General features: G+C 57.3%; 25 protein-coding genes and 1 pseudogene. 20 read left to right on the top strand and 6 right to left on the bottom strand.

The genetic code is table 11. The features are described 5' to 3' along the window. Positions 1 to 18: 18 nt before the first annotated feature. Both fdhF and DR88_RS12890 read right to left on the bottom strand, forming a co-directional pair. Positions 19 to 2,169 (bottom strand): formate dehydrogenase subunit alpha, encoded by a 2,151-nt coding sequence (gene fdhF / locus DR88_RS12885; protein ID WP_032443902.1) that lies wholly within the window; start codon positions 2,167 to 2,169, stop codon positions 19 to 21. A gap of 246 nt (positions 2,170 to 2,415) precedes the next feature. Then, entirely contained in the window at positions 2,416 to 3,495 is a 1,080-nt protein-coding gene (locus tag DR88_RS12890; protein ID WP_004148647.1) for a malate/lactate/ureidoglycolate dehydrogenase, read from the bottom strand. Between the two features lie 302 nt (positions 3,496 to 3,797). On the opposite strand from DR88_RS12890, the gene DR88_RS12895 reads away from it, so the two are divergent. From DR88_RS12895 to DR88_RS12905, 3 genes are all read left to right on the top strand, one after another. After that, a complete protein-coding gene (locus DR88_RS12895; RefSeq protein WP_004148645.1) occupies positions 3,798 to 4,886 on the top strand; it encodes an ABC transporter substrate-binding protein in 1,089 nt (362 codons plus the stop codon). Between the two features lie 73 nt (positions 4,887 to 4,959). Continuing rightward, the gene (locus DR88_RS12900; RefSeq protein WP_002908294.1) at positions 4,960 to 6,729 is read left to right on the top strand and encodes an ABC transporter permease; all 1,770 of its coding nucleotides are present in this window, start codon (positions 4,960 to 4,962) and stop codon (positions 6,727 to 6,729) included. After that, positions 6,722 to 7,792, top strand: a complete 1,071-nt coding sequence (locus DR88_RS12905; protein ID WP_002908292.1) for an ABC transporter ATP-binding protein — start codon at positions 6,722 to 6,724, stop codon at positions 7,790 to 7,792. Before DR88_RS12900 ends, DR88_RS12905 begins: the two co-directional genes overlap by 8 nt. Positions 7,793 to 7,799: 7 nt before the next feature. On the opposite strand, the gene DR88_RS12910 is transcribed toward DR88_RS12905, so the two are convergent. Further along, entirely contained in the window at positions 7,800 to 8,171 is a 372-nt protein-coding gene (locus DR88_RS12910) for a VOC family protein (RefSeq protein ID WP_002908289.1), read from the bottom strand. A 501-nt stretch (positions 8,172 to 8,672) separates the two neighbouring features. Here DR88_RS12910 and DR88_RS12915 point away from each other — a divergent pair. The 14 genes from DR88_RS12915 (at position 8,673) to DR88_RS12980 (ending at position 21,776) form a co-directional block, all read left to right on the top strand. After that, the gene (locus DR88_RS12915; protein ID WP_004217200.1) at positions 8,673 to 9,428 is read left to right on the top strand and encodes a gluconate 2-dehydrogenase subunit 3 family protein; all 756 of its coding nucleotides are present in this window, start codon (positions 8,673 to 8,675) and stop codon (positions 9,426 to 9,428) included. 2 nt (positions 9,429 to 9,430) lie between these two features. Further along, on the top strand, positions 9,431 to 11,215 hold the full coding sequence (locus DR88_RS12920) for a GMC family oxidoreductase (protein WP_025862225.1): 1,785 nt from the start codon (positions 9,431 to 9,433) through the stop codon (positions 11,213 to 11,215). A gap of 10 nt (positions 11,216 to 11,225) precedes the next feature. Next, on the top strand, positions 11,226 to 12,566 hold the full coding sequence (locus DR88_RS12925) for a c-type cytochrome (RefSeq protein WP_004217197.1): 1,341 nt from the start codon (positions 11,226 to 11,228) through the stop codon (positions 12,564 to 12,566). Between the two features lie 83 nt (positions 12,567 to 12,649). Continuing rightward, complete coding sequence (gene ccmA, locus DR88_RS12930; protein WP_004184335.1) at positions 12,650 to 13,273, top strand: cytochrome c biogenesis heme-transporting ATPase CcmA; 624 nt, start codon at positions 12,650 to 12,652, stop codon at positions 13,271 to 13,273. Further along, a complete protein-coding gene (gene ccmB, locus DR88_RS12935; RefSeq protein WP_032443901.1) occupies positions 13,270 to 13,929 on the top strand; it encodes a heme exporter protein CcmB in 660 nt (219 codons plus the stop codon). The genes ccmA and ccmB overlap by 4 nt, the downstream gene beginning before the upstream one ends. 49 nt (positions 13,930 to 13,978) lie before the next feature. Continuing rightward, positions 13,979 to 14,716, top strand: coding sequence for a heme ABC transporter permease (locus DR88_RS12940; protein ID WP_002908223.1), 738 nt, complete (start codon positions 13,979 to 13,981; stop codon positions 14,714 to 14,716). Beyond that, a complete protein-coding gene (ccmD, locus tag DR88_RS12945; protein WP_004143390.1) occupies positions 14,713 to 14,943 on the top strand; it encodes a heme exporter protein CcmD in 231 nt (76 codons plus the stop codon). Before DR88_RS12940 ends, ccmD begins: the two co-directional genes overlap by 4 nt. After that, positions 14,927 to 15,385 (top strand): cytochrome c maturation protein CcmE, encoded by a 459-nt coding sequence (gene ccmE / locus DR88_RS12950; protein ID WP_004143391.1) that lies wholly within the window; start codon positions 14,927 to 14,929, stop codon positions 15,383 to 15,385. The genes ccmD and ccmE overlap by 17 nt, the downstream gene beginning before the upstream one ends. Then, complete coding sequence (locus DR88_RS12955; protein WP_032443900.1) at positions 15,382 to 17,328, top strand: heme lyase CcmF/NrfE family subunit; 1,947 nt, start codon at positions 15,382 to 15,384, stop codon at positions 17,326 to 17,328. The genes ccmE and DR88_RS12955 overlap by 4 nt, the downstream gene beginning before the upstream one ends. After that, entirely contained in the window at positions 17,325 to 17,879 is a 555-nt protein-coding gene (locus DR88_RS12960) for a DsbE family thiol:disulfide interchange protein (RefSeq protein WP_004189556.1), read from the top strand. Before DR88_RS12955 ends, DR88_RS12960 begins: the two co-directional genes overlap by 4 nt. Positions 17,880 to 17,890: 11 nt before the next feature. Next, positions 17,891 to 18,337, top strand: coding sequence for a cytochrome c-type biogenesis protein (locus tag DR88_RS12965; protein ID WP_072196948.1), 447 nt, complete (start codon positions 17,891 to 17,893; stop codon positions 18,335 to 18,337). Beyond that, positions 18,334 to 19,176: a c-type cytochrome biogenesis protein CcmI gene (gene ccmI, locus DR88_RS31310; RefSeq protein ID WP_025862227.1), complete on the top strand. Its 843-nt coding sequence runs from the start codon at positions 18,334 to 18,336 to the stop codon at positions 19,174 to 19,176. The genes DR88_RS12965 and ccmI overlap by 4 nt, the downstream gene beginning before the upstream one ends. 390 nt (positions 19,177 to 19,566) lie before the next feature. Then, positions 19,567 to 20,604: a S66 family peptidase gene (locus tag DR88_RS12975; RefSeq protein ID WP_025862228.1), complete on the top strand. Its 1,038-nt coding sequence runs from the start codon at positions 19,567 to 19,569 to the stop codon at positions 20,602 to 20,604. A 236-nt stretch (positions 20,605 to 20,840) separates the two neighbouring features. Then, positions 20,841 to 21,776, top strand: a complete 936-nt coding sequence (locus DR88_RS12980) for an ATP-grasp fold amidoligase family protein (protein WP_004148636.1) — start codon at positions 20,841 to 20,843, stop codon at positions 21,774 to 21,776. Here the strand turns inward: DR88_RS12980 and ccrB are convergent. Together ccrB and DR88_RS12990 are read right to left on the bottom strand one after the other, a co-directional pair. Continuing rightward, positions 21,773 to 22,834, bottom strand: coding sequence for a HAMP domain-containing histidine kinase CrrB (gene ccrB, locus DR88_RS12985; protein ID WP_004148635.1), 1,062 nt, complete (start codon positions 22,832 to 22,834; stop codon positions 21,773 to 21,775). The two genes, DR88_RS12980 and ccrB, sit on opposite strands and share 4 nt — an antisense overlap. Further along, a complete protein-coding gene (locus DR88_RS12990) occupies positions 22,831 to 23,535 on the bottom strand; it encodes a response regulator (RefSeq protein WP_004151175.1) in 705 nt (234 codons plus the stop codon). The genes ccrB and DR88_RS12990 overlap by 4 nt, the downstream gene beginning before the upstream one ends. Positions 23,536 to 23,817: 282 nt before the next feature. Here DR88_RS12990 and crrC point away from each other — a divergent pair, with 282 nt between their 5' ends. The 3 genes and pseudogenes from crrC to kexD all read left to right on the top strand — a co-directional run. Then, entirely contained in the window at positions 23,818 to 24,207 is a 390-nt protein-coding gene (gene crrC / locus DR88_RS12995) for a colistin resistant protein CrrC (RefSeq protein ID WP_004184323.1), read from the top strand. 229 nt (positions 24,208 to 24,436) lie between these two features. Next, a complete protein-coding gene (locus DR88_RS13000) occupies positions 24,437 to 25,321 on the top strand; it encodes an ABC transporter six-transmembrane domain-containing protein (protein ID WP_032443899.1) in 885 nt (294 codons plus the stop codon). Positions 25,322 to 25,358: 37 nt separating this feature from the next. Beyond that, positions 25,359 to 26,231 (top strand): annotated as a pseudogene (gene kexD / locus DR88_RS13005) (multidrug efflux RND transporter permease subunit KexD); the annotation flags it as partial. A 15-nt stretch (positions 26,232 to 26,246) separates the two neighbouring features. On the opposite strand, the gene DR88_RS28155 reads toward kexD, so the two are convergent. After that, on the bottom strand, positions 26,247 to 26,439 hold a 193-nt coding region (locus tag DR88_RS28155; RefSeq protein ID WP_000718190.1), incomplete at its 5' end, for an IS1 family transposase.

The raw sequence follows: 26,439 nt of genomic DNA, 5'->3' as shown, positions 1-26,439 counted from the left end.
GCGCTGCGCTCCCTGAGGTCAGACGTCGGCAGCGGCTTTCAGTCGCGCTTTCATGTCGCTGTAGGCCGTCCAGGCATAGCGCTCCGCCCATTGCTGGTCGGCAATCGCTTCCACTTTCACCGCACAGTATTTGGTTTCCGGCGTTTTGGAGATCGGATCGAGGTTATCCTGGGTCAGCTCATTGCAGGCGCCCACCCACCACTGATAGGTCATATAGACCGCCCCCGGATTGATGCGATCGCTGAGGTCGGCGCGGGAAATCACCTTCCCGCGCCGGGAGCTGACCCACACCAGCTGTTTGTCGGCGATCCCCAGTCGTTGCGCATCCGCGGGATTCATCTGCACCCGTCCCGGCTCGTCGGCCAGCGACTGCAGCGCGGCGCAGTTGCCGGTCATCGAGCGGCAGGAATAATGTCCGACTTCCCGCACGGTGCACAGCACCAGCGGCCACTCGTCATCCGGGCGCTCCGCCGGCGCGCGCCAGGCGGTGGCGAACAGTTGCCCTTTACCCGAGGGGGTGTCGAAGCGGTTGTCTTTATACAGCCACGGCGTGCCGGGATGATCGAGGGTTGGGCACGGCCACTGGACATGGCCCATATCGCCCATTTTCTCCCAGGTCACGCCGTAAAACAGCGGGCAGAGTTCGCGCATCTCGTCCCAGATCTGCTGGTTGTTCTCATAGTGCATCGGATAGCCCATTTCGCTGGCCAGCAGGCTAATGATCTCCCAGTCGCGCTTCACATTCCCCGCCGGAGGGATCGCCTGTTCAAACCGCTGGAACCCGCGGTCGGCGCAGGTGAAGACGCCGCCGTGCTCGCCCCAGGAGGTGGCCGGCAGCAGGACATCGGCCATTTCCGCTGTTTTGGTCATGAAGATGTCCTGCACGACCACGAAGTCCAGCGCCTCGATGCCTTTGCGCACCAGGCCGAGGTCGGCTTCGGTCTGCAGCGGATCTTCGCCCATGATGTAATAGGCTTTGATCTCGCCGGTCAGCGCTTTATGCGGCACCTCGGTGATGCGGGTGCCGACCTGGTCGTCCATCAGCGCCGGGTCGATGCCCCAGGCGGCGGCGAATTTCGCCCGCACGGCGGGGTCGGTGACCTCCTGATAGCCGGGGAACAGGTTCGGCAGCACGCCCATATCGCAGGCGCCCTGTACGTTGTTTTGCCCGCGGACCGGCCCCACGCCGACGTTGGGCCGTCCCAGGTTGCCGGTGAGCAGCGCCAGGCTTGCCAGGCCGCGCACCACGTCCACCGCCTGGCCAAACTGGGTGACCCCCATGCCCCACATAATGGTGGCGGATGGGGCGGCGGCGAACATGCGCATCGCCTCCCGGATTTCCCGCGCGCTGACCCCGACAATCCCTTCCACCGCTTCCGGGGCGTAATCCTTCACCGCCTCGCGGTAAGCATCCAGCCCTTCGGTATAGCGTTCGACATAGGTTTTGTTGTACAGCTCCTCCTCCAGCAGCACATAGCCGAAGGCATTTACCAGTGCCATGTTGCTGCCGTTGTTGAGCTGCAGATGACGATCGGCAATGCGCGCGGTTTCAATGCGCCGCGGATCGCAGACGATGATTTTGGCGCCGTTGTCCCGGGCCTTGATTACCCGGCGGGCGACGATGGGATGGGAGTCGGCGCAGTTGTAGCCAAAAACCAGCAGGCACTTCGAGTTTTCGATGTCGCTAATCGAGTTGCTCATCGCCCCGTTGCCCAGCGCCTGCTGTAGCCCGGCGACGGAGGGGCCGTGGCAGACGCGGGCGCAGCAGTCGACGTTATTGGTGTTCAGCACCGCGCGGGCGAACTTTTGCATCACATAGTTGGTTTCGTTGCCGGTGCCGCGCGAGGAGCCGGTGGTCATGATGGCGCGCGGGCCATGCTTCTCTTTGATCTCCTTGAGCTTGCTGGCGGTATAGCGAATCGCCTCCTGCCAGCTGACCGGCGTGAAGGCGCCGCCTTTCTGGTAGCGGATCATCGGTTGTTTAAGACGGGGCGTCAGGAGCTGCGTATCGTTAAGAAAATCCCAGCCGTAGTAGCCTTTCAGGCACAGCTGGTTCTGGTTGGTGACGCCGTCGGCGGCCTCCGCGCGAATGATTTTATTGTTGTCGACAACCAGTTTAAGTTTGCAACCCGCCCCGCAGTAGGGGCACACGCTCGTGATTTTTTTCATCAGTAACAGACCTGTTAACAGTGAACTGAGGATCGCTGTCGCGCCGGGCCCGACGGGCAACGATCGCGGTATCGCCTGGTGGTGATGCAGACGCAGGCCTGTTGCGCTATGCAGGTCTTGTGCCAGAATTTAAACTCTTGATCTGTATTGAAAAATGAAAAGAGATTGATGACGGGAGCATGACCTCGTCACTAATGACGATGACGCAGAGCGCCGACGTCAGACGCTCTGCGGGGTAACACGTGGCTAGGCGAGAGGGCGGCAGCGGTCGAAGTGCGATTCGCTCAGGCCGACGTCGCGCGCGGCGGCGCAGATAGCCTGCCAGCTGCCGGCATCCAGTGGGATCCCCTGCGCCAGCCGCGCTTCGCGGTTGGCGGCCTCCCATTCGCCGGGCGCCAGCACCGGGGCATCGGCATCGTGCGGCGACTGCTTACACCATGCAATAAAGGCCTCCGTCTGTGCCTGGCTGTCCGGGGCATCGAACGCGTCCGGGCGCAGGATCACCGTGGTCATGCAGTTAAAGATGGCGTCGACGCTGGTCTGCAGGCTCTCCTGATGGGTGGTTTGCCCGCCGGAGAGCGCGCCGCCGAGCACTTCGCACAGCGTCGCCAGGGCATAGCCTTTGTGCTGGGCGAAGGTGAGCAGGGCGCCCAGCGGCGAGGTCTGCATCACCGCCGGGTCGGTGGTGGGTCGACCCTCGGCGTCAATCAGGCAGCCGGGGGCCACGGCTTCGCCTTTATGCCAAGCGACGCGGGTTTTACCAAAGGCGATGGCGCTGGTGGCGTAGTCCAGCAGCAGCGGCGGATGGCCCGCGCGGGGAAACACCACGCACAGCGGGTTGGTGCCGAAGCGGCTGTCCTTCCCGCGGAACGGGGCGACCATCGGGTCGCCGATGACGCTGACGAAGTGAATGGAGATCAGCCCGGCGGCGGCGCACTGTTCGGCCCAGTAGCCGATGCGTCCGACGTGATGCGCGTTGCGCAGGGCGATAGCCGCCATACCGTGCTGCTTCGCCTTTTCAATGCCTAACTGCATCGCCTCGTGGGCGACCACCTGGCCGAAGCCGGCGTTGCCGTCGAGGGTGACCACGGCGCCGGCGTCTTTGGTCACCGTGGCGTGGCGGTTGAGCTGCAGAAAACCACCGGCGTGGGATTTGACGTAGCTGGGGATCATCCCAACGCCGTGGGAGTCATGCCCGGCAAGATTGGCGGCGATCAGATGGTCCGCGACGAGGGTGGCTTCCCCTGGGGTACTGCCGAGATGGGTAAACAGTGAGACGACAAACTGATGCAGATCCGTCGCCAGAAAGCGGTGTCCTGTAGGCACTGATTCTCTCCTGTAGTCTGTTGTTATTTTGTTATGTTTGCCGTTTTATGCTGCGCCGCCCGGCGCAGAAGGTCAAGGGCGGCGTCTCCCGGCGACATGCCGCTGCGCCAGCGCCTGCGTATACGACACACGATAAAAAACCGGGCCGGGATCGCGTTTTAATTAACGCCATAAACACCACATTTTTAAATTCTGCCAGTGTCACAAAAGCCAGAAAAAAGCCATCCCCGTCGTTGCAAGGGGAGCTGATACCACTATATGTTAAATTTGTGTTTATTAATTGATGATTAAAGGTTGGTATCATGTATAAGAAAATAAGTGGTTTAGTGGTTTCACTGACGGCCGTTTTCGCCTGTGCCGCCTGGGCGGAGGTGCCTGCGGGCTATCCCGCGGATTATCAAAAAACGATTGATGCCGCCGTAAAAGAGGGCAAGGTGGTGGTCTATTCCACGACCGATACCAAAGCGGCCGGGCCGTTAATTAAGGGATTTGAAGCGCAATACCCGGGCGTCAAAGTCGAATATAACGACATGAACAGTACCGAGCTGTATAACCGCTATATCAGCGAACAGGCCGCCGGGGGCGGCAGCGGGGATGTGGTGTGGAGCTCATCGATGGATACCGCGCTGAAATTAGCCACCGAATACGCGGAACAATATGCCTCGCCGGAGGTGAAGCAATTACCCGACTGGGCGGTCTGGCAGCAAAAAGCCTATGGCACTACCTATGAGCCGGTGGTGTTTATCTATAACAAACGGCTGATCCCGCAGAATGAGGTTCCGGATTCGCATACCGCGCTGGCAAAACTTATCGCCAGCCAGGCCGATAAATTTAAAGGCAAAGTCACCACCTACGATATCGAAAAATCGGGCCTCGGCTTTATGCTGGCGGTACAGGACAGCCAGGCCGACGCGAACTATTTTGCCGACCTGGCGAATATCGCCAAAGGCGGCCTGACGGTGCAGTCTTCCACCGGCACGATGATGGAGCGCGTCTCCTCTGGCGAAAACCTGATCGGCTATAACATTCTGGGCTCTTATGCCGAAGCGCGGGCGAAAAACGATCCCTCTTTAGGTATTGCCTATCCGAAAGATTACGTGCTGGTGCTCTCCCGCGTCTCGTTTATTAGCCAGGAGAGCGAACATCCCAATGCGGCGAAATTGTGGCTGGATTATGTCCTGTCGGAAAAAGGCCAGCAGATCCTCGCCAGCCAGGCGGATATTCCCTCTATTCGTCGCGATATTGCAGGTAAAAATGATATCGACGGCATGACCGCGCTGCTGGGCAAAGCGTTAAAACCGATCCCGGTCAACGAAACGCTGCTCGATTATTTACAGCCGCAAAAACGTCTGCAGTTTATTAAACAATGGCGCAGCGCCGCCGCGAAATAATCCTCCCCTGGGGCATCGCCGATGCCCCTATTCACACCCGGCGGGTTTATTCACCTGACCGAAGGGATGAACCATGAACGTATTACGCAGAAAGTGGCAGGGGCTGCCGCGCGGCGTGGTGGTGTGCATCACGGCGCTGGTGATTTATGTCCCACTGTTATTTATTGTGGTGCAGAGTTTTCTTTCGGCACCGTTCTTTTCCCGCTCCAAATCGTGGAGTCTGGAAGCCTTCGCCTTTATTTTTACCGACCCGGATTTTTATCTGGCATTAAGGTCAGGTTTTATTCTGGCCTTTGGCCTGGTGATTATCGCCATTCCGCTGGGCGGTATTTTGGCGTTTCTGATGGTGCGCACCGATTTACCCGGCCGGCGGATCATTGAGCCGCTGATCCTGGTGCCGATCTTCGTCTCGCCGATGGTGCTGGGCTTTGGCTACGTGGTGGCCGCCGGGCCGGTAGGCTTCTTTTCCCAGTGGGCGCAGCAGCTGATCGGCTTTGTGCCGTGGAATATCTACTCGATGTTCAGCATTGTGGTCATCGCCGGCTTAACTCACGTTCCGCATGCCTATCTCTATATCTCTTCGGCGCTGCGCAGCGTCGGCTCCGACGTGGAAGAGGCGGCGCGCACCGTCGGCGCCACGCCGCTGCAGGTGATGACCTCGGTGAGTCTGCCGATGGTGCGGCCATCCATTCTTTACGCCTGCGTGTTGCTCTTTTTTCTCGGTCTGGAAGTCTTCGGTCTGATGCTGGTGCTGGGCGACCCCGAGGGCAACATGGTGCTGGCGACCTATCTCTACAAGCTGACTAACAAGCTCGGCACCCCTTCCTACCATCTGATGGCGGCGGTGGCGGTGGTCCTGATCTGCATCACCATCCCGCTGGTGATGCTCCAGCGAAGGCTGATGCGCACCGCCAACCGCTTTGTCACCATGAAGGGCAAGGCGTCCCAGGCGCGGGCGCTGCCGCTGGGCAAATGGCGCTGGGTGGCCGGGGCGGTGGTGGTGGCCTGGCTGACGGTGACCATCGGCGTACCGCTGCTCGGCGTGGCGCTGCGCGCTTTTATCTCCAACTGGGGCGTCGGCGTGTCGCTGTGGGATGAGCTGTCGCTGGCGACGTTCCACAATATCTGGCAGCAGCCCAACCTGCTGCGGGCGATCGTCAACTCCATGGCTATCGGCATCATCGGCGGCGCGCTGGCGGTGATCTGCTATCTGTTTGTCGGCATCGCTATGCACCGCAAAGCGGATAACGTCACCCGCTTTCTCGACTACAGCGTGCTGGTCCCGCGCGCGGTACCGGGGCTGCTGGCCGGCCTGGCCTTCCTGTGGGTATTCCTGTTTGTGCCGATGTGGCTCGATCAGTCGCTGAAGCACGGCTGGCTCTCGGCGCTGCCGGTGGCCGACTGGCTGCGGGAGCACCTTATCGTGCAGCTGCGCGCCCTGCGCAACACCATCTTCAGCGTCTGGCTGGCCTACACCGTGGTGTGGATGGCCTACGGCCTGCGGCTCATCTCCTCGACGCTGCTGCAGGTGGGCCCGGAGCTGGAGGAGGCGGCGCGTAGCACCGGCGCCTCGCGGGGGCAGATCACCCGCCACGTGACCGTTCCGCTGTCGCGCTATGGGCTGATTGGCTCCTGGCTGCTGATGTTCCTGATCTTTGAGCGCGAGTATTCCACCGGCGTCTATCTGCTGTCGCCGGGTACCGAAACCATCGGCTCGATGCTGGTGTCGCTGTGGGCGGCGGGGGCCATCGATATCGTTGCGGCGCTCTCCTTTATCAATATTCTGCTGGTGGTGATTGGCCTGGGTATCGCCCTGCGCTTTGGAGTGAAATTACATGATTGAGTTATCGGTAGAAAATCTGCATCTCACCTATGGCGACAACCCGGTGCTGAAGGGGGTTTCCATGACGCTTGGCCGGGGAGAGGTGGTGTCGTTGCTGGGGCCTTCGGGAAGCGGGAAAACCACGCTACTGCGGGCGGTGGCCGGGCTGGAAAAACCGACGAGCGGACGGATCGCCATCGGCAACCGCACGGTGTACGACGGCACGCCGCGCAGCGAGATCCCGGCCGAAGAGCGTAACCTCGGCCTGGTGTTCCAGTCCTATGCCCTGTGGCCGCACAAAACGGTGTTCGACAATGTGGCCTATCCGCTGAAGCTGCGTAAAGTGGCCGCCGGGGAGATAAAAGAGCGGGTGCAGCGTGTGCTGGATCAGCTGGGGCTGGGGCACCTTGGCAACCGCCATCCGCACCAGCTCTCCGGTGGCCAGCAGCAGCGGGTGGCCATCGGTCGGGCGCTGGTTTACAACCCGCCGGTGATCCTGCTGGATGAACCGCTCTCCAACCTTGACGCCAAGCTGCGCGAAGAGGCGCGGGTGTTTCTGCGCGAGCTGATCATTAAGCTGGGCCTGTCGGCGCTGATGGTCACCCACGATCAGAATGAAGCAATGGCCATCTCCGATCGTATTCTGCTGCTGAACAATGGCGTCATTGAGCAACAGGGGACGCCGCAGGAGATGTACGGCAGCCCGGCGACGCTGTTCGCCGCTGAGTTTATGGGCAGCAATAACCGCCTGCACGGCAAAGTGATGGCGCTGGAGAACGGCAGGGCGCGGATCGAAGGCGCCAGCTGGAGCCTGTGGGGGCGAGCGGGCGAGGGGGTTAGCGTTGGCGAGCCGGCGACGGCGGTGATCCGCGTCGAGCGCCTGCGACTCGACGGCGCAGCGCAGGATAACAGCCTCCAGCTACCGCTGCTGACCAGCATGTACCTCGGCGACCGCTGGGAGTACCTGTTCCGTACCGAAGGCGACGACTTTCCGCTGCGCGCCTACGGAACGGCGCTGCGCGATGCCGAACACTGCCATCTGACGCTCCCGGCGGAGGATGTGTGGATTTTTCCGCAGCGGTAGCCGCCCGTTACCCCGCCAGATGGCACACGGCTTCAATATTGTGTCCGTCTGGCGCAATCACAAACGCGGCGTAGTAACTGGCGTGGTAGTTTGGCCGTAGCCCCGGCGCGCCGTTGTCCTTTCCTCCGGCGGCCAGCGCCGCCTGCCAGAAGGCATCGACCTGCTCGCGGCTGTCGGCGCGAAAGGCAATGTGCAGCGGCGCCGGTTTTTCCGCACTTTGATAGAGGCATAGAGAAGCATCGCCGCTGCCGGCCAGCTCTGCGCCGTAGCTCGGTTCGCCTTCGCCGACCAGCGTTACGCCAAGCGGGGCCAGGGCCTGCAAAAAGAACGCTTTGCTGGCGGCATAGTCGCTAACGCCGAATTTCACATGATCGAACATATCTTCTCTTCTCCTGTGGACGGGATATCGCCAGCTGAACGCGCTAGCCGGACAATAGATACAAGATAGTTAACAACGGTTATTAACTTTTTTAACAGCTCAAAATGTTTAATTATTCCTAATACGAGTATTTACAGACGTTTAATCTGCCATGTACCATAAACAAAAAATAACATTTGTGATACAAGTCACTCTTTTTTGGCGCATGGGTAAGCTCAGCGCGGTGTGAATGCCGCTGGTTTACCGCCTCAAGGTTATGGCAGCACTCTTCTCACGATGACAGACCGGTGAATTTCTCTCCGATTTCCCGCGTTTCGTTGAGAATCGTCTACTATCCAAACGATAACCCTATAAATGATATCGCCTCTGGCGATGTTTTATCCGACTTGCCGGGCCGGGCCAGACGCTAAGCGGTTTAAAAGCGCAATGGTATCGGTTCCAGCACGACATTCACTGGTTTTGTCAGCGACAAAAACAGTAATTTTCAATGACAGGAATGTGATGATGTCGAGCGAGAAAACCAACAATTCCAGGCGTGATTTCCTGGTTAAATCGATGGCGCTGATCCCGACGGTGGTGATCGGCGGCGCGGGAGCAGGGGCTATTGGCGTGGCCACCAGCGCGACCGCGCAGGCGGCCCCCGCTTCAGAGCCAGCCTCCGGGAACACCGCGACGGCCAGCGACTGGAAGCCGCAGTTCTTCAACGATCGTGAGTGGGCGTTTATCAACGCCGCCGTCGCTCGCTTAATCCCGGCGGATGAACTCGGTCCCGGCGCCAAAGAGGCCGGCGTCCCGGAGTTTATCGACCGCCAGCTCAATACCCCTTACGCCACCGGCTCCATCTGGTATATGCAGGGGCCCTTCAATCCCGACGTGCCGAAAGAGATGGGTTATCAGCTGCCGCTGGTGCCCAAACAGATCTATAACCTCGGGATCGCCGACGCCGAGGCGTGGTGTCAGGACAAATATCATAAAACCTTCGCTGAACTGAGCAGCGAGCAGCAGGACGAGGCGCTCGGCCTGTGGGAATCGGGTAAAGCCGAGTTCAAACAGCTGCCGGCCTCGCTGTTCTTCACCTATCTGCTGCAAAACACCCGCGAAGGGTTCTTCAGCGACCCGATCCATGGCGGCAATAAAGGCATGGTCGGCTGGACGCTGATTAATTTTCCCGGCGCGCGCGCCGACTTTATGGACTGGGTTGAACGGGGCGAACGCTACCCCTTCCCGCCGGTATCAATTAATGGGGAGAGGGCGTAATCATGGCCACCGTATTGAAAAAAACCGATGTCGCGATCGTCGGCTTCGGCTGGGTTGGGGCGATCATGGCCAAAGAGCTGACCGAAGCGGGGCTCAACGTCGTCGCGCTGGAGCGCGGCCCGATGCGCGACACCTGGCCGGACGGCGCCTATCCGCAGGTGATTGATGAGCTGACCTACAACATCCGCCGCAAGCTGTTCCAGGATCTGTCGAAAAGCACCGTCACCATCCGGCATAACACCAGCCAGCAGGCGGTGCCCTATCGCCAGCTGGCGGCCTTCCTGCCGGGTACCGGCGTGGGCGGCGCCGGGCTGCACTGGTCCGGCGTCCACTTCCGCGTCGATCCCATTGAGCTGCGGATGCGCAGCCACTATGAAGAACGCTACGGCAAAAACTTCATCCCCCAGGATATGATCATCCAGGATTTCGGCGTCACCTACGACGAGCTGGAACCATTCTTCGATAAAGCGGAAAAAGTATTCGGTACTTCCGGGACCGCCTGGTCGATCAAAGGCAAGGTGGTCGGCAAAGGCCGCGGCGGCAACGCCTTCGCCCCGGACCGCTCGGACGACTTCCCGCTGCCGGCGCAGAAAAACACCTGGTCGGCGCAGCTGTTTGAAAAAGCGGCGCTGGAAGTGGGGTATCACCCCTATAACCTGCCGTCGGCCAATACCTCCGACTCCTATACCAACCCCTACGGCGCGCAGATGGGCCCGTGCAACTTCTGCGGTTTCTGCAGCGGCTACGCCTGCTACATGTACTCTAAAGCCTCGCCGAACGTGAACATTCTGCCGGCGCTGCGCCAGGAAAAACGCTTTGAGCTGCGGACTAACGCCAACGTGCTGAAGGTCAACCTGACCGACGACAAATCCCGCGCCACCGGCGTGACCTACGTCGACGGCCAGGGGCGCGAAATGGAACAGCCGGCGGACCTGGTGATTATCGGCGCCTTCCAGTTCCATAACGTGCACCTGATGCTGCTCTCCGGGATCGGCAAACCGTACAATCCGGAGACCGGCGAAGGGGGGGTAGGGCGTAACTTCGCCTACCAGAACATGACCACCATCAAGGCCATTTTCGACAAAGACACCTATACCAACCCGTTTATCGGCGCGGGCGGCAACGGCGTCGGCGTCGACGACTTCAACGCCGACAACTTCGACCACGGCGCGGCGGGCTTTGTCGGCGGTTCGCCATTCTGGGTCAACCAGGCCGGGACCAAGCCCATCTCCGGTTTCCCGGTACCGCCGGGCACCCCGGCGTGGGGCAGCAAGTGGAAAGCGGCGGTGGCCGATACCTACACCCATCACCTGTCGATGGATGCCCACGGCGCGCACCAGTCCTATCGGCAGAACTACCTCGATCTTGATCCGAACTACAAAAACGTCTTTGGCCAGCCGCTGCTGCGCATGACCTTCGACTGGCAGGAAAACGACATCAAGATGGCGCAGTTTATGTTCGATAAGATGGCGCCGATCGCCAAAGCGATGAAGCCGAAATATATCCTCGGCAGCCCAAAAAACGCCAACAGCCACTTTGATACCACCACCTACCAGACCACCCATATGAACGGTGGGGCGGTGATGGGGGAAGATCCGAAAACCAGCGCCGTTAACCGTTATCTGCAAAGCTGGGACGTGCATAACGTCTTCGTCATCGGCGCCTCCGCGTTCCCGCAGGGGCTGGGCTACAACCCAACCGGCACGGTGGCCGCGCTGGCCTACTGGTCAGCGAAGGCGATCCGTGAGCAGTATCTGAAAAATCCGGGTCCCCTGGTGCAGGCATAAAGGAAGGCAGATGATGAAAATGCAATGGTTATCGGCCCTGGTGCTTGGGGCATTGAGCTGCGCGGCTTTTGCCGAAGAGGCGCCTGCGGACAGCAATCTGATTAAGCAGGGGGAGTATCTGGCGCGGGCGGGGGACTGTGTCGCCTGCCACACCAACGGCAAAGCAGGGAAACCTTTCGCCGGCGGTTTGCCGATGGAGACGCCGATCGGCACCATCTACTCCACCAATATCACGCCGGATAAAGAACACGGCATCGGCGGGTACACCTTCGAAGAGTTCGACGACGCGGTGCGCAAGGGCGTGCGGAAAGACGGTTCCACGCTCTATCCGGCGATGCCGTATCCCTCGTTCGCGCGGATCAGCGAAGCGGACATGCGCGCCATGTACGCCTACTTTATGCACGGCGTGGAGCCGGTGAATGTCGCCAACAAGGACACCGACATCCCATGGCCGCTGTCGATGCGCTGGCCGCTGGCGTTCTGGCGCGGCATCTTCGCCCCGACGCCGAGCGACTTTGTCGCCAACCCGCAGGTTGACCCGGTGCTCGAGCGCGGCCGCTATCTGGTGGAAGGCCTGGGCCACTGCGGCGCCTGTCATACCCCGCGTAGCCTGACGATGCAGGAAAAAGCGCTCAGCGAAAGCGAAGGCGATGATTACCTGGCGGGCAGCAATGCGCCGATTGACGGCTGGGTCGCCTCCAGCCTGCGCGGCGAAAACCGCGACGGTCTGGGGACCTGGAGCGAAGCCGAGCTGGCCGAGTTCCTCAAAACCGGACGCAACGATAAATCGGTGGTCTTCGGCGGCATGAGCGATGTGGTGGAGCATAGTCTGCAGTATCTCTCTGATGACGACATCACCGCCATCGCCCGCTACCTGAAATCGCTCCCGCCGCGCGGCGGTAAACAGACCCCAGCCCCGGTGGAAGACAGCGTGGCGAAAGATCTGTGGAAGGGTAACGACAGCAAAACCGGCGCCGCGCTGTACGTCGATAACTGCGCCGCCTGCCACCGTACCGACGGCGCGGGCTATAAACGCGCCTTCCCGTCGCTGAAGGGCAACCCGGTGGTACAGACGGAAGATGCCACTTCGCTTATCCACATCGTTCTGACCGGGAGCACCACGCCGGCGGTGAAAGATGCGGTCTCCAACCTGACCATGCCGTCGTTCGGCTGGCGCCTGGACGACCAGCAGGTGGCGGATGTGGTCAATTTCATCCGCACCAGCTGGGGCAACAACGCGCCGGCGGTCAGCGCCAGCGATGTGGCGAAGGTGCGTAAGGAGACTGCGGCGCATGATGAGAAGGCGTTAGGCAACGCCGATATCTCGAAGCTGCCGGGGGCCGGACAGTAACCGTCAGGGTTGCGTCGCCCGCGCGGCGCAACCCATACTTAGCGACGACGTAAAATACTGTCTGAATCAAGGAGTTTGCCTTCATGCTGCATGCAGAGCGACTGACCTGCATCGTTGACGATCGACCGCTGTTTGCGGCGCTGACGCTGTCCCTCGCTGCCGGCGAGCTGCTGCAGATCGCCGGTGATAACGGCGCGGGGAAAACCTCGCTGCTGCGGATCCTCTGCGGCCTGGCGCGCCCGGAAAGCGGGGTGGTGAGCTGGCAGGGCCAGCCGCTGGCGAAGGTCCGGGAGTCATTTCACCGTCAGCTGCTGTGGCTGGGCCATAAACCCGGCGTTAACGCGGCGCTGACCGCCGATGAAAACCTGCGTTTCTTCTTTCCGGCCAGCCGCCTTCAGCAGCGGGAAAGCGCCCTCGCCGCCGTCGGCCTGGCGGGCTATGAAGACCTCCCCTTGAGCCAGCTCTCCGCCGGGCAGCAGCGTCGGGTGGCGCTCACCCGCCTGTGGTTAACCGACGCGCCGCTGTGGATCCTCGATGAGCCGTTCACCGCCCTCGACGCCACGGCGATGGAAACCCTGACCCGTCGCCTGGAGCAGCACGCCCGGCAGGGGGGATGCGCCATCCTCACCACCCACCAGCCGCTGCGGCCGCTGGGCTGTCCGTTGCGCACCCTGCGCCTCGGCGGCGAGGCTGGAGGCGGGCAATGATGCGTGCGCTGTTGGACCGGGAACTGCGCCTGGCGTGGCGCAGCGGGGCGGAGATCCTCAATCCGCTCTGGTTCTTTCTGATCGTCATCACCCTGTTTCCGTTCGGCGTAGGCGCCGCGCCGCAGCTGCTGGCGCAGATTGCGCCGGGCGTGGTGTGGGTCGCCGCGCTGCTGGCGGCGCTGCTGGTGATGGATCGGTTGTTTCGCGACGACTGGCAGGACGGTTCCCTGGAGCAACTGATGCTCCTGCCGACGCCGCTGGTGGCGGTGGTGCTGGTGAAGGTGGTTGCCCACTGGATGATGAGCGGCCTGCCGCTGCTGATCGTCTCGCCGCTGGCGGCGCTGCTGCTGGGGATGAGTCTGCATGACGCCGGTGTGCTGGCGCTGACCTTGCTGCTCGGCACCCCGACGCTCAGTTTTCTCGGCGCGGTGGGGGTTGGCCTGACGGTCGGCCTGAAGCGCGGCGGCGTCCTGCTGAGCCTGCTGGTGCTGCCGCTGGCGGTGCCGCTGCTGATTTTCGCCACCGCGGCCTGCCAGGCTGCGGCCGCCGGGCTCCCGGTCAGCGGCTATCTGGCGATGCTGGCGGCGTTCTTAACCGCCAGCGCCACCCTGTGTCCGTTCGCCACCGCCGCTGCGCTGCGGCTGACCGTGCGATAACTCGCTGCGCCTGCGGGCGCGGCCATCATAACCGTGTGAGTAAGCGTCTATGTGGAAAGCGTTACATCAACTGGCGATCCCCGAGCGGCTGTACCGCCTGTGCGGATGCTGGATCCCCTGGCTGGCGGCGTTGAGCGCGCTGTTGCTGGTCATCGGCCTGGGGTGGGGCTTTGGCTTCGCCCCCGCGGACTATCAGCAGGGGGAAAGCTACCGGATCATGTACCTTCACGTCCCGGCGGCGATGTGGTCGATGGGGCTGTACCTGGCGATGGCCGTCGCGGCCTTCGTCGGGGTGGTCTGGCAGATCAAAATGGCCGATCTGGCGATCGCCGCCCTGGCGCCGGTGGGGGCGGTCTGCACCCTGGTGGCGCTGGTCAGCGGCGCGGCATGGGGCAAGCCGATGTGGGGGACCTGGTGGATCTGGGACGCCCGCCTGACCTCAGAGCTGGTGCTGCTGTTTCTGTATGCCGGGGTCATCGCCCTGTGGCACGCCTTTGACGACCGGCGGCTGGCCGGGCGCGCGGCGGGGATCCTCGTGCTGGTCGGGGTGGTCAATCTGCCCATCATTCATTACTCGGTCTACTGGTGGAACACCCTGCACCAGGGCTCGACCAACCTGCAGCAAACCATCGACCCAAGCATGCGTCTGCCGCTGCGGATCTGCATCTTTGCCTTCCTCACGCTGTCGGTCACCCTGACCCTGATGCGCCTGCGTAACCTGATCCTGCAACTGGAGCGCCGTCGACCGTGGGTGGTGGCGCTGGTGAATAAAGGAGCCGCCCGATGAGCCCCGCCTTTTCGTCTTTCGCCGCCTTCCTGAATATGGGCGGCTATGCCGTGTACGTCTGGCTGGCGGTGGCCGTGACCGTCGCCGCCTTTGGCCTGCTGACGGTGCATACCCTGTGGGCGCGGCGGGCGCTGTTCCATGAGGTGCGACGCCAGCAGGCGCGCGAGCGGCGGATCGCTGCCGCCCGCGAACATGACAAGGAGGCCGCGGATGCAAGCGCGTCGTAAAACCCGGCTATATATCGTGCTGGCGGTGCTCGCCGGCCTCGGGCTAACCGTCAGCCTGACGCTGTACGCCCTGAGTAGCAATATCGATCTGTTCTACACCCCGGGGGAAATTATCTACGGTAAAACGGAAACCCGGGCGCTACCCCATACCGGGCAGCGCCTGCGGGTGGGGGGCTACGTTCAGCCGGGCTCCCTGCAGCGCGACCCGCAAACCCTCGACGTGCGCTTTAAGCTGTATGACGCCCGCGGGGTGGTGGACGTCAGCTATAAGGGCATTTTGCCGGACCTGTTTCGTGAAGGGCAGGGCGTGGTGGCCCAGGGCGTGCTGGACGGCGAGCGGCATATTACCGCCCAGCAGGTGCTGGCCAAACATGATGAAAATTACACGCCGCCGGAGGTGAAAAACGCCATGACGCCGGAGAAAACGGGGGCGCAGCCATGATGCCGGAGCTGGGCAACTTTTTATTGTGTCTGGCGGCGGGGCTGGCGCTGCTCCTGAGCGTCTATCCCCTGTGGGGCGCGGCGCGGCAGGATCGGCGGCTGATGGCCCTGGCGCGGCCGCTGGCCTGTGGGCTATTCGCCTGTATCGGCGGCGCCTTCCTGCTGCTGGTGCACGCCTTTGTGGTCAATGACTTTACCGTCCGCTACGTGGCGGAAAACTCCAACAGCGCGCTACCGGTGTGGTATCGGGTGGCGGCGACCTGGGGGGCGCACGAGGGTTCGCTGCTGCTGTGGGTTCTGCTGCTCAGCGTCTGGACCTTTGCCGTCGCCCTCTTCAGCCGCCGGATGCCGCTCGACGCCGTCGCCCGGGTGCTGGCGGTGATGGGGATGATCGCCTTTGGTTTCCTGCTGTTTATCCTCTTCACCTCCAATCCGTTCAGCCGCGGCCTGCCGCAGTACCCCATTGATGGCCGCGACCTCAATCCGCTGCTGCAGGATATCGGCATGATTTTCCATCCGCCGATCCTCTATATGGGTTATGTCGGCTTCTCGGTGGCCTTCGCCTTCGCCATCGCCTCGCTGCTGGCGGGCCGGCTGGATACTGCCTGGGCGCGCTGGTCGCGTCCCTGGACCCAGGCGGCATGGATGTTCCTCACTCTCGGCATCGTGCTGGGCTCGGCGTGGGCATACTACGAACTGGGCTGGGGCGGCTGGTGGTTCTGGGACCCGGTGGAAAACGCCTCGTTTATGCCGTGGCTGGTGGGAACCGCGCTGCTGCACTCCCTGGCGGTGACCGAGAAGCGGGGCAGCTTCCGCGCCTGGACGGTGCTGCTGGCCATCGCCGCCTTCTCCCTGTGCCTGCTGGGCACCTTCCTGGTGCGCTCCGGGGTGCTGGTTTCGGTGCATGCCTTCGCCTCGGATCCGTCGCGCGGGCTGTTTATTCTGGTACTGCTGATTGTCGCCATCGGCGGGTCGCTGCTGCTGTACGCCCTGAAGGGCGGCCGGGTGCGGGTGGAACATACGCTGTGGTCGCGCGAGTCGTTCCTGCTTGGCAACAATATCTTGCTGATGGCCGCGATGCTGGTGGTGCTCCTCGGGACGCTGCTGCCGCTGGTGCATAAAGAGCTGGGCCTCGGCAGCATCTCCATCGGCGAGCCGTTCTTTAACACCATGTTCACCGCCCTGATGGCGCCGTTTGCGCTGCTGCTGGGGCTGGGACCGCTGATCCGCTGGCGGCGCGATGACGTCGCCAGGCAGATTAAGCGCCTGATTATCGCTCTGCTGGTGACGTTGTCACTTTCTCTGGCGCTGCCGTGGCTGCTGCAGGACCGTATCACCGCCATGGCGGTCATAGGCCTGATGATGGCCCTGTGGGTGCTGATCTTCGCCCTGATGGAGGTTCACGAACGGGCCACCCATCGCCACGGCTTCTGGCGCGGCCTGCGCACGCTGACCCGCAGCCAGTGGGGGATGGTGCTCGGTCACGTCGGCGTGGCGGTGACCGTTATCGGCATCACCTTCAGCCAGAACTACAGCGTGGAGCGCGATGTACGGATGCGCCCCGGCGACAGCATCGATATCTACCGCTATCACTTTGTGTTTAACGGCGTGCGCAATATCGTCGGCCCCAACTGGACCGGCGGCGAAGGCATTATCGCCGTGACCCGCAACGGCCGCCCGGAAGCGACGCTGTATGCCGAGAAACGCTTTTACACCGCCAGCCGGATGATGATGACCGAGGCGGCGATCAGCGGCGGGCTGACCCGCGATCTGTACGCCGCGCTGGGGGAAGAGCTGAGCGACGGCAGCTGGGCGGTGCGTCTGTACTATAAACCGTTCGTTCGCTGGATCTGGTACGGCGGGGTGCTGATGGCCCTCGGCGGTCTGTGCTGCATGCTCGATCCGCGCTACCGGATGCGTAAGAAGCTGCAGGAGGCCTCATGAACCGGAAGCTACTGTTTATCCCGCTGGTGCTGTTTCTGGCGCTGGCCGCCGCGCTGTTCTGGCAACTGATGCGCAACGCCGAGGGCGATGACCCGACGACCCTCGAGTCGGCGCTGATTGGCAAACCGCTGCCGGAATTTCGCCTTGAAGCGCTGAATACCCCCGGTCAGACGCTGGACCGACGGACGCTGATTGACGGCAAGCCGCTGCTGCTCAACGTCTGGGCCACCTGGTGTCCAACCTGTCGCGCCGAGCATCAGTTTCTCAACGGCCTGGCGCAGCAGGGCGTGCGGGTGGTGGGGATGAACTACAAAGACGATCGCCAGAAGGCGATGAGCTGGCTGCAGCGCCTGGGTAATCCCTACAGGCTGAGCCTCTACGACGGCAACGGCATGCTTGGCCTGGATCTCGGGGTCTATGGCGCGCCGGAGACGTTTCTCATCGACGGTCAGGGCATTATCCGCTGGCGGCACGCCGGCGACCTGAACGAACGGGTGTGGCGCGAGGAGCTCCAGCCGCTGTGGGATCAATACAACCGGAGGGCGGGTTGATGAGAGGGGTAATGGTCATCCTGCTGGCGCTGATGCTGACCGGCCAGGCGTGGGCCGCCATCGATACTTGGCAGTTTAAGGATGAGGCCCAGGAGCAGGCCTTCCGCGAGATCACCTCCCAACTACGCTGCCCTAAATGCCAGAACAACAGCATCGCCGACTCAAACGCGATGATTGCCGCTGATATGCGGCAGAAGGTGTACGAGCTGATGCAGCAGGGTAAAACGAAAGGGCAGATCGTTGACTATATGGTGGCCCGCTACGGTCATTTTGTCAGCTATGAGCCGCCGCTGACCGCGGGCACGGTGCTGCTGTGGCTGGGACCGGGGTTGTTCGTGCTGGCGGGCGCGGGAGTGATTATCGCCCGCGCCCGCCGTCGCGACATTCCTGACGCGGCGCTCACCGCCGAAGAGCGCCAGCGGCTGGCGGCATTATTGAAAGAAGGAAAAGAACGATGAGCCTGTTGGTGGTTATCGTCGCGCTGCTGCTGGCTGGCGCGCTGGGGCTGCTGTACTTCCCGTGGTCGGGCAAAGTGGCGGTAGACCGCGATGCCCTCAACCGCGCCCTGTACCAGTCGCGCCTGCAGGAGCTGGCGCAGGAGCGCGGCGAGGACAACCCGGCGCTGGTCGTCGAGCTGCAGCGCACGCTGCTGACGGATATTCCGCCCCAGGCACAGTCTGGCGAACGGCCGCTACGCCGCTGGGCGCTGCTTCCGGGCGCGCTGCTGCTGGTGGTCCTGAGTCTGGGCCTGTATCTGAAAACCAGCGATATTGGTCAGGTGCTGCTCTGGCAGCAGGCTGAACGACATTTTCCTGCGCTGTTGCAGCAGGTTAAGGACCCGACGGCGGCGCCGCTGCGAATGGATGAGCTGGCGGAGCTGCGGCTTGGCCTGCGCAGCCACCTGCAGGATACTCCGAACGACCTCGCCGGCTGGCAGCTGCTTGGGCGGCTGGGCCTGTTGTTAAACGATGGCGAGACGGCGATCGGCGCCTTTGGCCGGGCGCATGCTCTGGCGGCGGACGACCCGGCGGCGGCTTTCGATTACGCCAGCGCGCTGGTGCGGGCGGGAGATAGCGGTCAGGTTCGGATGGGCGAGCTGCTGCTGCGTGACCTGCATCAGCGGCAGCCGAACAGCCCGCCGGTGCTGGAGATGCTGGCCCTGAGCGCGGTGCGCAATGAAGATTACCCCGAGGCCGTGGCGGCCCTGCAGGCGTTGCTGGCCCGGCTACCGGAAGGGGATGCGCGGCGCGAGGCGATCGTCCGCCAGCTGGCGCAGGCGCAGCAGCAGGCGCAATAACTGCCCGGCGGCGCTGAACGTGGGGTCTGCCGCGAGGGCGGTACGGTCAGCCCTGGTTTTGTAGGCCGGGTCAGGCGCAGCCGCCACCCGGCACAAAATCGGCTCCGTGCCCGCTGTCCTTGCCCGGCGGCGCTACGCTTGCGCGGGCCTACGAAGGGCGCGAATTGAGCGCCAAATCGCGGGTAGCCTTTGTAGACTGGGTAAGGCGCCAGCCGCCACCCGGCAACATATTGGGCACGGAGCCTGATTTCTTGCCGGCGGTGGTGGAGACTATTATCGGTTTCCTGGTTCTCAGCCCGGGAAAGCGTTTCTCACGCGTGACTTCAGCGTACTCTGTGCTCCCGCTTCGTGGTGCTATGGAATTCTATATGTTCTGAAAAGGATCTATCCATGAGTGTCCTCTTTCCACCCAGGCTGGCTCCAGGAGATGTTATTGGTGTAACCGCTCCCTCTGCTGGCGTACCTGAACATCTGCATCCCAGACTGGAACTCGCCATAAAAAACCTAAAGAAAAGAGGTTACCAGGTCCGCGAAGGACGCTGCTTACGCTCGCAGCACAAAAATAAAAGCGCCACTAAATTTTCCCGCGTTGAAGAATTAATGTCTTATCTTACTGACCCAGATATAAAAGCTGTTATGCCACCTTGGGGCGGTGATCTGGCGATGGAATTGCTTGATTTGATTGATTTTGATCTGTTGTCCCGGTCTAAACCAAAATGGTTTGTGGGCTTTTCAGATCTGAGTACACTTCATTTCCCACTGACGATGATATCGGGCTGGGCTACTTTGCATGGGCCAAACCTCATGGATCTTGGCGCTCAAAAGTTAGATGCCACCACTCAGGCCGTATGGGAAATTCTGGAATCGAATCGGGGAACTGTAATCAAACAGTACTCTTCAACAGCATTTCAAGCGGATGAAAATCAATGGGGAACAGCGTCAGACGGAGGTTTCAATCTGACCCAAAAAACACAGTGGAAACGCCTTGATGGTGTTACATCTTCTCTGACATTTAGCGGGAAACTGATCGGCGGCTGCCACGAAATAATATCCAGGTTAGCAGGTACACCATTCGGGAATGTGCCCTTGTTCAAGGCGAGCAATAGCCCTCAAGGAATAATCCTCTATTTTGAAAATGTGGAAATGGCTCCCTGTGAATTAACACGCGCATTATTTAGCTTACGATTACAGGGTTGGTTTGATAACTTAAATGGTGTTCTTATCGGCAGAAGTGCTGCACCCGACGTAAGCGACCCGACTAAACATAATTATCTGGATGCCCTTAAAGCCGCTTTTGAGAATATTGCCGTGCCCGTACTGTATGATGTTGATATTGGCCACATACCTCCTCAAATATCCCTGGGCAATGGAGCCGATGCGACGGTATTTTTCGCTGAAAATGGTAGCTGGGTAACTCAGCAGTTGTAGATAAGGCATTATTAATAATAAAGGCGGGCCTTGCTGTTCTTTTGCACTGAAGATCCGCTCTTCGTTCAGAGCGGATCTTCAGTGCAGTTAACTTTTCCGATTCGTGCAAGGCGCGGACAATGGTCCGGATTAATTTCTGTTAATAAAGAAGCAAGTCGGTCCATATACTCTCCATAATTTGCAAAAAATAAATCAACAAACCTCTGTCAGAATTTCCTTTCTGAACCGGAGGCGTTATGAACAAAATAAACTATCAAATCAAATACATTGAATATTTGTTGAGAAAATGCAGAACAATTTTGACTAATGACATTTCATTTCATGCAGACAGGTTAAGAGAAATATCTGGCACATATCCGGATTTACTCAACCCTGTAACGCTTAATGAGAAAATTTGCCATCGCATTTTATTTATCCACAACCCATTTTATACATTGCTTGCTGATAAACTTCTGGTCAGGCAGTATGTTGAGAAACGGACTAATTTAATTAAGCTTATTCCTTTAGTAGGTGTTTATAATAGAGTTGATGATATTGATTTCGACAAACTTCCCTCAAAGTTTGTTTTGAAATGCAATCATGATAGTGGTAGCGCGGTCATATGCACGGATAAAACGAATATTGATCCCGCTAAGGTTAAAAGCAAATTAAAACTATCTCTTAAAAAGAATATGTATTATACGACCCGAGAATGGCAGTATAAAAACATACCACCCGTGATCCTATGCGAAATGTATCTGGATCTATTTTCCAGTAAACACCGGAATATAACTCCGGAAATGATAAGAATACATTGCTTTCACGGTGTGGCATGTTTTATCGAGGCCGACTTTACTGACAGCGATGGAAACGAATTCATTAACGTTTATGACAGAGCGTGGAATTTACAACCCTTTCAGATGGAATACCCAAACACGCCATTGCCGGTTGATGAACCAGAATCATTTCATAAATCCGTTATTGCCGCCCAGGACTTAGCAAAAGAAATAGACTACTGCCGCGTCGATCTTATGCTAAAAGGAGATGATATCTATTTCAGCGAAATAACATTAAGCCCCAAAAGAGGCAAACTTAAAATCACCCCATCAATTTGGGACGCAAAACTCGGCAGTATGTGGGATCTGTCTCTTGCTAAAACGGGTTCGATCGAGCCTGTGTATTCATGCCCTTAAACAGGCCATGAGAGTTTGAAAAGTGAGCCATTTTCTGGTGTTAAACTATAGCTAACGTCTCCACCGTGGGCGCACATAATGGCTTTAACTACCGACAACCCTAAACCACAGCCCTCTGGATTAATATTTTTGGCGTATTCTCCTCGCTGAAAAGGCTGGAATAAGGACTTCTGGAGTTCTTCAGGAATTCCAGGTCCTTGGTCCTGAACGATAATAAAATTATCGTTTCCTGTAATACCATTCTTTATTAACAGCGTTTGTGATGTGGAATATTTTAAGGCGTTGTCAAAAAGAACGGTGAGGCACTGAATAATGCGTAAGGGATCGCAAACGCAATACTGCTGGTTAACCTCAGTGACAATTTTGAAATGCTTTTTATCAAAGTCCGGCCAAAAGGTATCAAGCGCATTTGAAATCGTGGCCTTGAGATCGACTTCACTCAGCATCAAGGAGTACCCTGCGCCTCCTGAAGAACTCACGACGCGGAGATCATCAATTAAGTTGGTCAGACCTTCAGTTTGTTTAAGAAGGTTTCTGAATAACGACGGTTCTGGTTCGAAAACGCCGTCAACCAGTCCCTGAAGCCTCCCACGTAAGATAGTCACCGGCGTCCGGAGTTCATGAGCAATTGCAGCATTCCATAAATTTCGCTGCGCATCCAGCGTCTGTAACTTTTCAGCCATCTCATTAAAGTCATTGACGAGCCTATTCATCTCTCCCAACTTAGAACTGCTGTTAAATGCTCTGGCACTAAGGTTTCCCTGAGAGATTTGTTTCAGGCTGTATGCAACGTCATTCAGTGGGTTGAATATTCTTGCAGACAGCTTTACGGTAAAGAAAAGTGCAACGACCAGACTGGTAATGGACGCCATCAGAATCCACATCCAGTCAAGGAATGTCATAGCATCTTCACTACCTTCGTTCATTCCACCCGGCAGGTAATAAATCAGGAAACTATAAAATAAGTAGGAACCGAGTATTGCAATGGCAATAATAACAAACGTTAACAACAACATATATGTCAAAATCTGACGGCTCAGAATCGTTTCTTTGTTCATTTTTTGTCACCCAACCGGTAGCCTAATCCTCGGATGCTTTCCGGAATGCCCTTCAATCCGGCATGTTCAAGCTTTTTCCGAAGTTTACTCATATGACTGTCTACAGTACGATCCAGCGAGTCTCCCTCAGGTAAACACGCATCGAGTAACTCTTCACGTGAACAGACTTTTCTCGGGTTTCTCGCCAAATAGGTTAAAAGCTTAAACTCAGTGGTGGTTAATACTGGCGTGGAAACCTCACCTTGTGCAGTGATTTCAACGTAAAACTCATCAGGATAAATCGTTAAAAAAGGCGTTCTTAAAGGCCGTGAATGTGTAGACTCTGCAACCGGTCTGGTTCTGCGAAGCACAGCTTCAACCCGGGCAATAACCTCAGATGGATTGAAGGGTTTTATCACATAGTCGTCAGCCCCGAGCCGTAGCCCCATCAGTTTATCAACGTCTTGATCCAGTGCTGTCACCATGATGACCGGTACATTCGTTTCCTTTCTTAACGTGGTGAGAACATTCCAGCCATCGTACACGGGCAGGTGGATGTCTAATAGCAGGAGATCAGGCTTGTTCAGACGGGTAAGATTGATTGCCTGCTCACCGTCTTCGGCTCTTAAGGTTTTCATACCTGCCTTACGTAAATAGCCTGTCAGTATGGCAGCGATGTCATCATCGTCTTCTGCGACGATAATCAGATTGTTGTTGTTCATATTTTCTTCCACAGTGCTGATGACAACATGCATTTTACCCTGAAAGCACTTTTATCGTCATGCTTAAAGCTCTTTAACTCAATTACAAACATTATTTTTCAATTTGATGTCTTTTGACAGGTACTTTTTGGAAAAGTTCATCAAGAAATTTTCTTAAAATTTTACCAGACTCACTCTCCATATTCACTACACATTTTATAAATAATTAATCAACATCGCTAAGTGATAATCTACAACCAGGTTAAGTGGTGCATGCAATATGTACTTTGTCTAAGGAGTTTTATGGTGCTGACTAAATGTTTTTTCCGGCGCGAGAATTTGATGGCCTCACTTTTATTTTGCATCGTTTCATATGGGTTGCTATCTACCTGGCTTTACCTTGTGCATTCAATTAATGAAAAAGTAGAATCAACATTACCCTCATCTTTACTGATTCGTGTTTTGATAATCATTACAGCATTATCATTTATTATTCAGAAAAAACCTGGAGTTTTTAAAAACTTCATTGCAATAACATTCGGTCTGGTTTTACTGTTTATACACACCATCATTGTATTACATCTGCTTTTGAATACTTTTCCAGATATCTATGATTTTGTTTTTTATTATGAATTTTTTTTAATGGTTTTTTTTTGCGGACTACCTTTATGTTTATGTATAAGAATGGTTTGATATTATGCAATGTCAATATGATACATAACCTCAGGAGTGAGTACACATATCCTCCATAAAACATCCATTCACGATTGACATCATCACGTTACACTTAGCACATGGATTTATGACTGCTCTGTTCTGCTGTCTCGTTTCACTTAGCTGACATAATAAACCAACTGCAGAACCCTTTACACACAGATGTTTAATATAATTTATCATGATTTATAAAGGCAACGACAAACCTATGGCCCCCGGGGTTGCTATCTCACTTAAGAGACTTGCCTGGCGGCACAGAAAGAAATTGTGCATTACTTTCATGCTGGTTATTGCTGAAAACGTTGCATTCCTGCTCTACCCCGTTCTGGCGGGCATGGCGATAAATGCCATCCTGGGCGGACAGACGTCACATGCGGCCCTTTATGGCCTGATGGTTCTGTTCATGTGGTGCATGGGAGCCGCCAGACGTAGTGTCGATACGCGAACGTTTGCACGTATCTACGCAAGTCTTGCTGTGACTGTAGTATTATCCCAGCGAAAATATTTACTTAATCACTCGACTATTGCTGCGAGAGTTACTCTGTCGCGTGAATTTGTAGATTTCTTCGAGTTGCACCTTCCCGTATTGATCACCTCGATCATTTCCCTTTTCGGCGCAGCAATTATGCTGTTATGGATTGAATTCTGGACAGGTATAGCCTGTTTGATCATCGTGGCAATACTGATGTGTTTTGTCTCAAGCTATGCCAGCAAAAATGAGACATTCTACAGACGGCTGAATAATCGCCTTGAGAAAGAGGTCGATTATGTTAATAAGGCGTCTTTTGGTGCTCTTAAGCGACATTATGACACACTTGCTCGTCTGCGCGTGGTGTTATCCGACAGAGAGGCATGGGGATATTTATCAATAGGCCTTCTGGTTTCTGCTCTCTTTTCCATGACCATTATCAGGATGAGCATGGAATCCGGAATTAATGCCGGACATATTTATTCCGTCATGACCTATATGTGGATGTTTGCAACAAGCCTTGATGACGCACCACAACTTCTTGAGAAATTTTCCCAGCTCAGGGATATCGGTAAACGGGTTTCGACTGACGATGAGACCTCTTTATCAGGAAAACCATGCTGAACTTTTACCCTTTGTATGTTGACTGGAAGTACACCTGATGCCGCACTTTTTCATTGAGCGCCCCATCTTCGCATGGGTTATTGCCCTGTTTATTGTTCTGACGGGACTGTTGTCCATACCTCGTTTACCGGTTGCGCAATACCCTGAAGTTGCGCCACCCGGTATTATCATTTCAGTGAGTTACCCTGGAGCTAGCCCGGAAGTGATGAACACATCCGTCGTGTCTCTGATCGAGCGTGAAATTTCGAGTGTTGACAATTTACTCTATTTTGAATCTTCCAGTGACACGACAGGGATGGCGTCAATTACGGTAACTTTCAAACCCGGCACCGACATCAAACTCGCCCAGATGGATCTGCAAAACCAAATTAAAATTGTGGAATCTCGCCTGCCGCAGTCGGTAAGACAGAATGGGATAAATGTTGAGGCAGCTAATTCCGGTTTTTTAATGATGGTGGGGTTAAAATCGCCAAGCGGAGCCTATCAGGAAGCTGACTTAAGCGATTATTTTGCAAGGAATGTTACTGATGAACTCCGTCGCGTACCTGGTGTAGGTAAAGTCCAGCTTTTTGGCGGAGAAAAGGCACTCCGCATATGGCTGGACCCGATGAAATTACACAGCTATGGGCTCTCTGTTACGGATGTATTAAGCGCCATCAGTCAACAAAACGTGATTGTTTCACCGGGCAGAACCGGAGATGAACCCGCGACGAGCAGTCAAGAGGTGACCTATCCAATAACGGTAAAAGGGCAGCTCTCTTCGGTTGAAGAATTTCGCAATATCACGATTAAATCACAGGTCTCAGCCGCCCGGGTGACACTGGCAGACGTTGCCCGCGTGGAATCCGGGTTGCAAAGTTACGCATTTGGCATCCGTGAAAATGGCGTGCCTGCAACGGCTGCCGCCATTGGTAATGACTCCAACTTACTGATAGTGTTTTATGTTCAGATAATGCCCGATGACCTTGTCATGCAGCTCCACCGATTTTGAGAACGACAGTGACTTCCGTCCCAGCCTTGCCAGATGTTGTCTCAGATTCAGGTTATGTCGCTCAATGCGCTGAGTGTAACGCTTGCTGATAACGTGCAGCTTTCCCTTCAGGCGTGATTCATAAAGC

The sequence above is a fragment of the Klebsiella pneumoniae genome (assembly GCF_000742135.1).
Classification (GTDB): Bacteria; Pseudomonadota; Gammaproteobacteria; order Enterobacterales; family Enterobacteriaceae; genus Klebsiella; species Klebsiella pneumoniae.
The sequence above is the reverse complement of the archived record's forward strand: the minus strand, read 5'-3'. Positions and strand labels throughout refer to the sequence as shown.

What these genes read in the sequence shown, in the direction of transcription:
- fdhF (WP_032443902.1), bottom strand. Translation starts at nt 2,169, where the DNA reads ATGAAAAAAATCACGAGCGTGTGCCCCTACTGCGGGGCGGGTTGCAAA.
- DR88_RS13000 (WP_032443899.1), top strand. Translation starts at nt 24,437, where the DNA reads ATGGCCCCCGGGGTTGCTATCTCACTTAAGAGACTTGCCTGGCGGCAC.
- DR88_RS12955 (WP_032443900.1), top strand. Translation starts at nt 15,382, where the DNA reads ATGATGCCGGAGCTGGGCAACTTTTTATTGTGTCTGGCGGCGGGGCTG.
- DR88_RS12905 (WP_002908292.1), top strand. Translation starts at nt 6,722, where the DNA reads ATGATTGAGTTATCGGTAGAAAATCTGCATCTCACCTATGGCGACAAC.
- ccmA (WP_004184335.1), top strand. Translation starts at nt 12,650, where the DNA reads ATGCTGCATGCAGAGCGACTGACCTGCATCGTTGACGATCGACCGCTG.
- DR88_RS12965 (WP_072196948.1), top strand. Translation starts at nt 17,891, where the DNA reads ATGGTCATCCTGCTGGCGCTGATGCTGACCGGCCAGGCGTGGGCCGCC.
- crrC (WP_004184323.1), top strand. Translation starts at nt 23,818, where the DNA reads ATGGTGCTGACTAAATGTTTTTTCCGGCGCGAGAATTTGATGGCCTCA.
- DR88_RS12980 (WP_004148636.1), top strand. Translation starts at nt 20,841, where the DNA reads ATGAACAAAATAAACTATCAAATCAAATACATTGAATATTTGTTGAGA.
- ccrB (WP_004148635.1), bottom strand. Translation starts at nt 22,834, where the DNA reads ATGAACAAAGAAACGATTCTGAGCCGTCAGATTTTGACATATATGTTG.
- DR88_RS12915 (WP_004217200.1), top strand. Translation starts at nt 8,673, where the DNA reads ATGATGTCGAGCGAGAAAACCAACAATTCCAGGCGTGATTTCCTGGTT.
- DR88_RS12925 (WP_004217197.1), top strand. Translation starts at nt 11,226, where the DNA reads ATGATGAAAATGCAATGGTTATCGGCCCTGGTGCTTGGGGCATTGAGC.
- DR88_RS12895 (WP_004148645.1), top strand. Translation starts at nt 3,798, where the DNA reads ATGTATAAGAAAATAAGTGGTTTAGTGGTTTCACTGACGGCCGTTTTC.
- DR88_RS12990 (WP_004151175.1), bottom strand. Translation starts at nt 23,535, where the DNA reads ATGAACAACAACAATCTGATTATCGTCGCAGAAGACGATGATGACATC.
- DR88_RS12940 (WP_002908223.1), top strand. Translation starts at nt 13,979, where the DNA reads ATGTGGAAAGCGTTACATCAACTGGCGATCCCCGAGCGGCTGTACCGC.
- ccmD (WP_004143390.1), top strand. Translation starts at nt 14,713, where the DNA reads ATGAGCCCCGCCTTTTCGTCTTTCGCCGCCTTCCTGAATATGGGCGGC.
- DR88_RS12975 (WP_025862228.1), top strand. Translation starts at nt 19,567, where the DNA reads ATGAGTGTCCTCTTTCCACCCAGGCTGGCTCCAGGAGATGTTATTGGT.
- DR88_RS12900 (WP_002908294.1), top strand. Translation starts at nt 4,960, where the DNA reads ATGAACGTATTACGCAGAAAGTGGCAGGGGCTGCCGCGCGGCGTGGTG.
- DR88_RS12910 (WP_002908289.1), bottom strand. Translation starts at nt 8,171, where the DNA reads ATGTTCGATCATGTGAAATTCGGCGTTAGCGACTATGCCGCCAGCAAA.
- ccmB (WP_032443901.1), top strand. Translation starts at nt 13,270, where the DNA reads ATGATGCGTGCGCTGTTGGACCGGGAACTGCGCCTGGCGTGGCGCAGC.
- ccmE (WP_004143391.1), top strand. Translation starts at nt 14,927, where the DNA reads ATGCAAGCGCGTCGTAAAACCCGGCTATATATCGTGCTGGCGGTGCTC.
- ccmI (WP_025862227.1), top strand. Translation starts at nt 18,334, where the DNA reads ATGAGCCTGTTGGTGGTTATCGTCGCGCTGCTGCTGGCTGGCGCGCTG.
- DR88_RS12960 (WP_004189556.1), top strand. Translation starts at nt 17,325, where the DNA reads ATGAACCGGAAGCTACTGTTTATCCCGCTGGTGCTGTTTCTGGCGCTG.
- DR88_RS12920 (WP_025862225.1), top strand. Translation starts at nt 9,431, where the DNA reads ATGGCCACCGTATTGAAAAAAACCGATGTCGCGATCGTCGGCTTCGGC.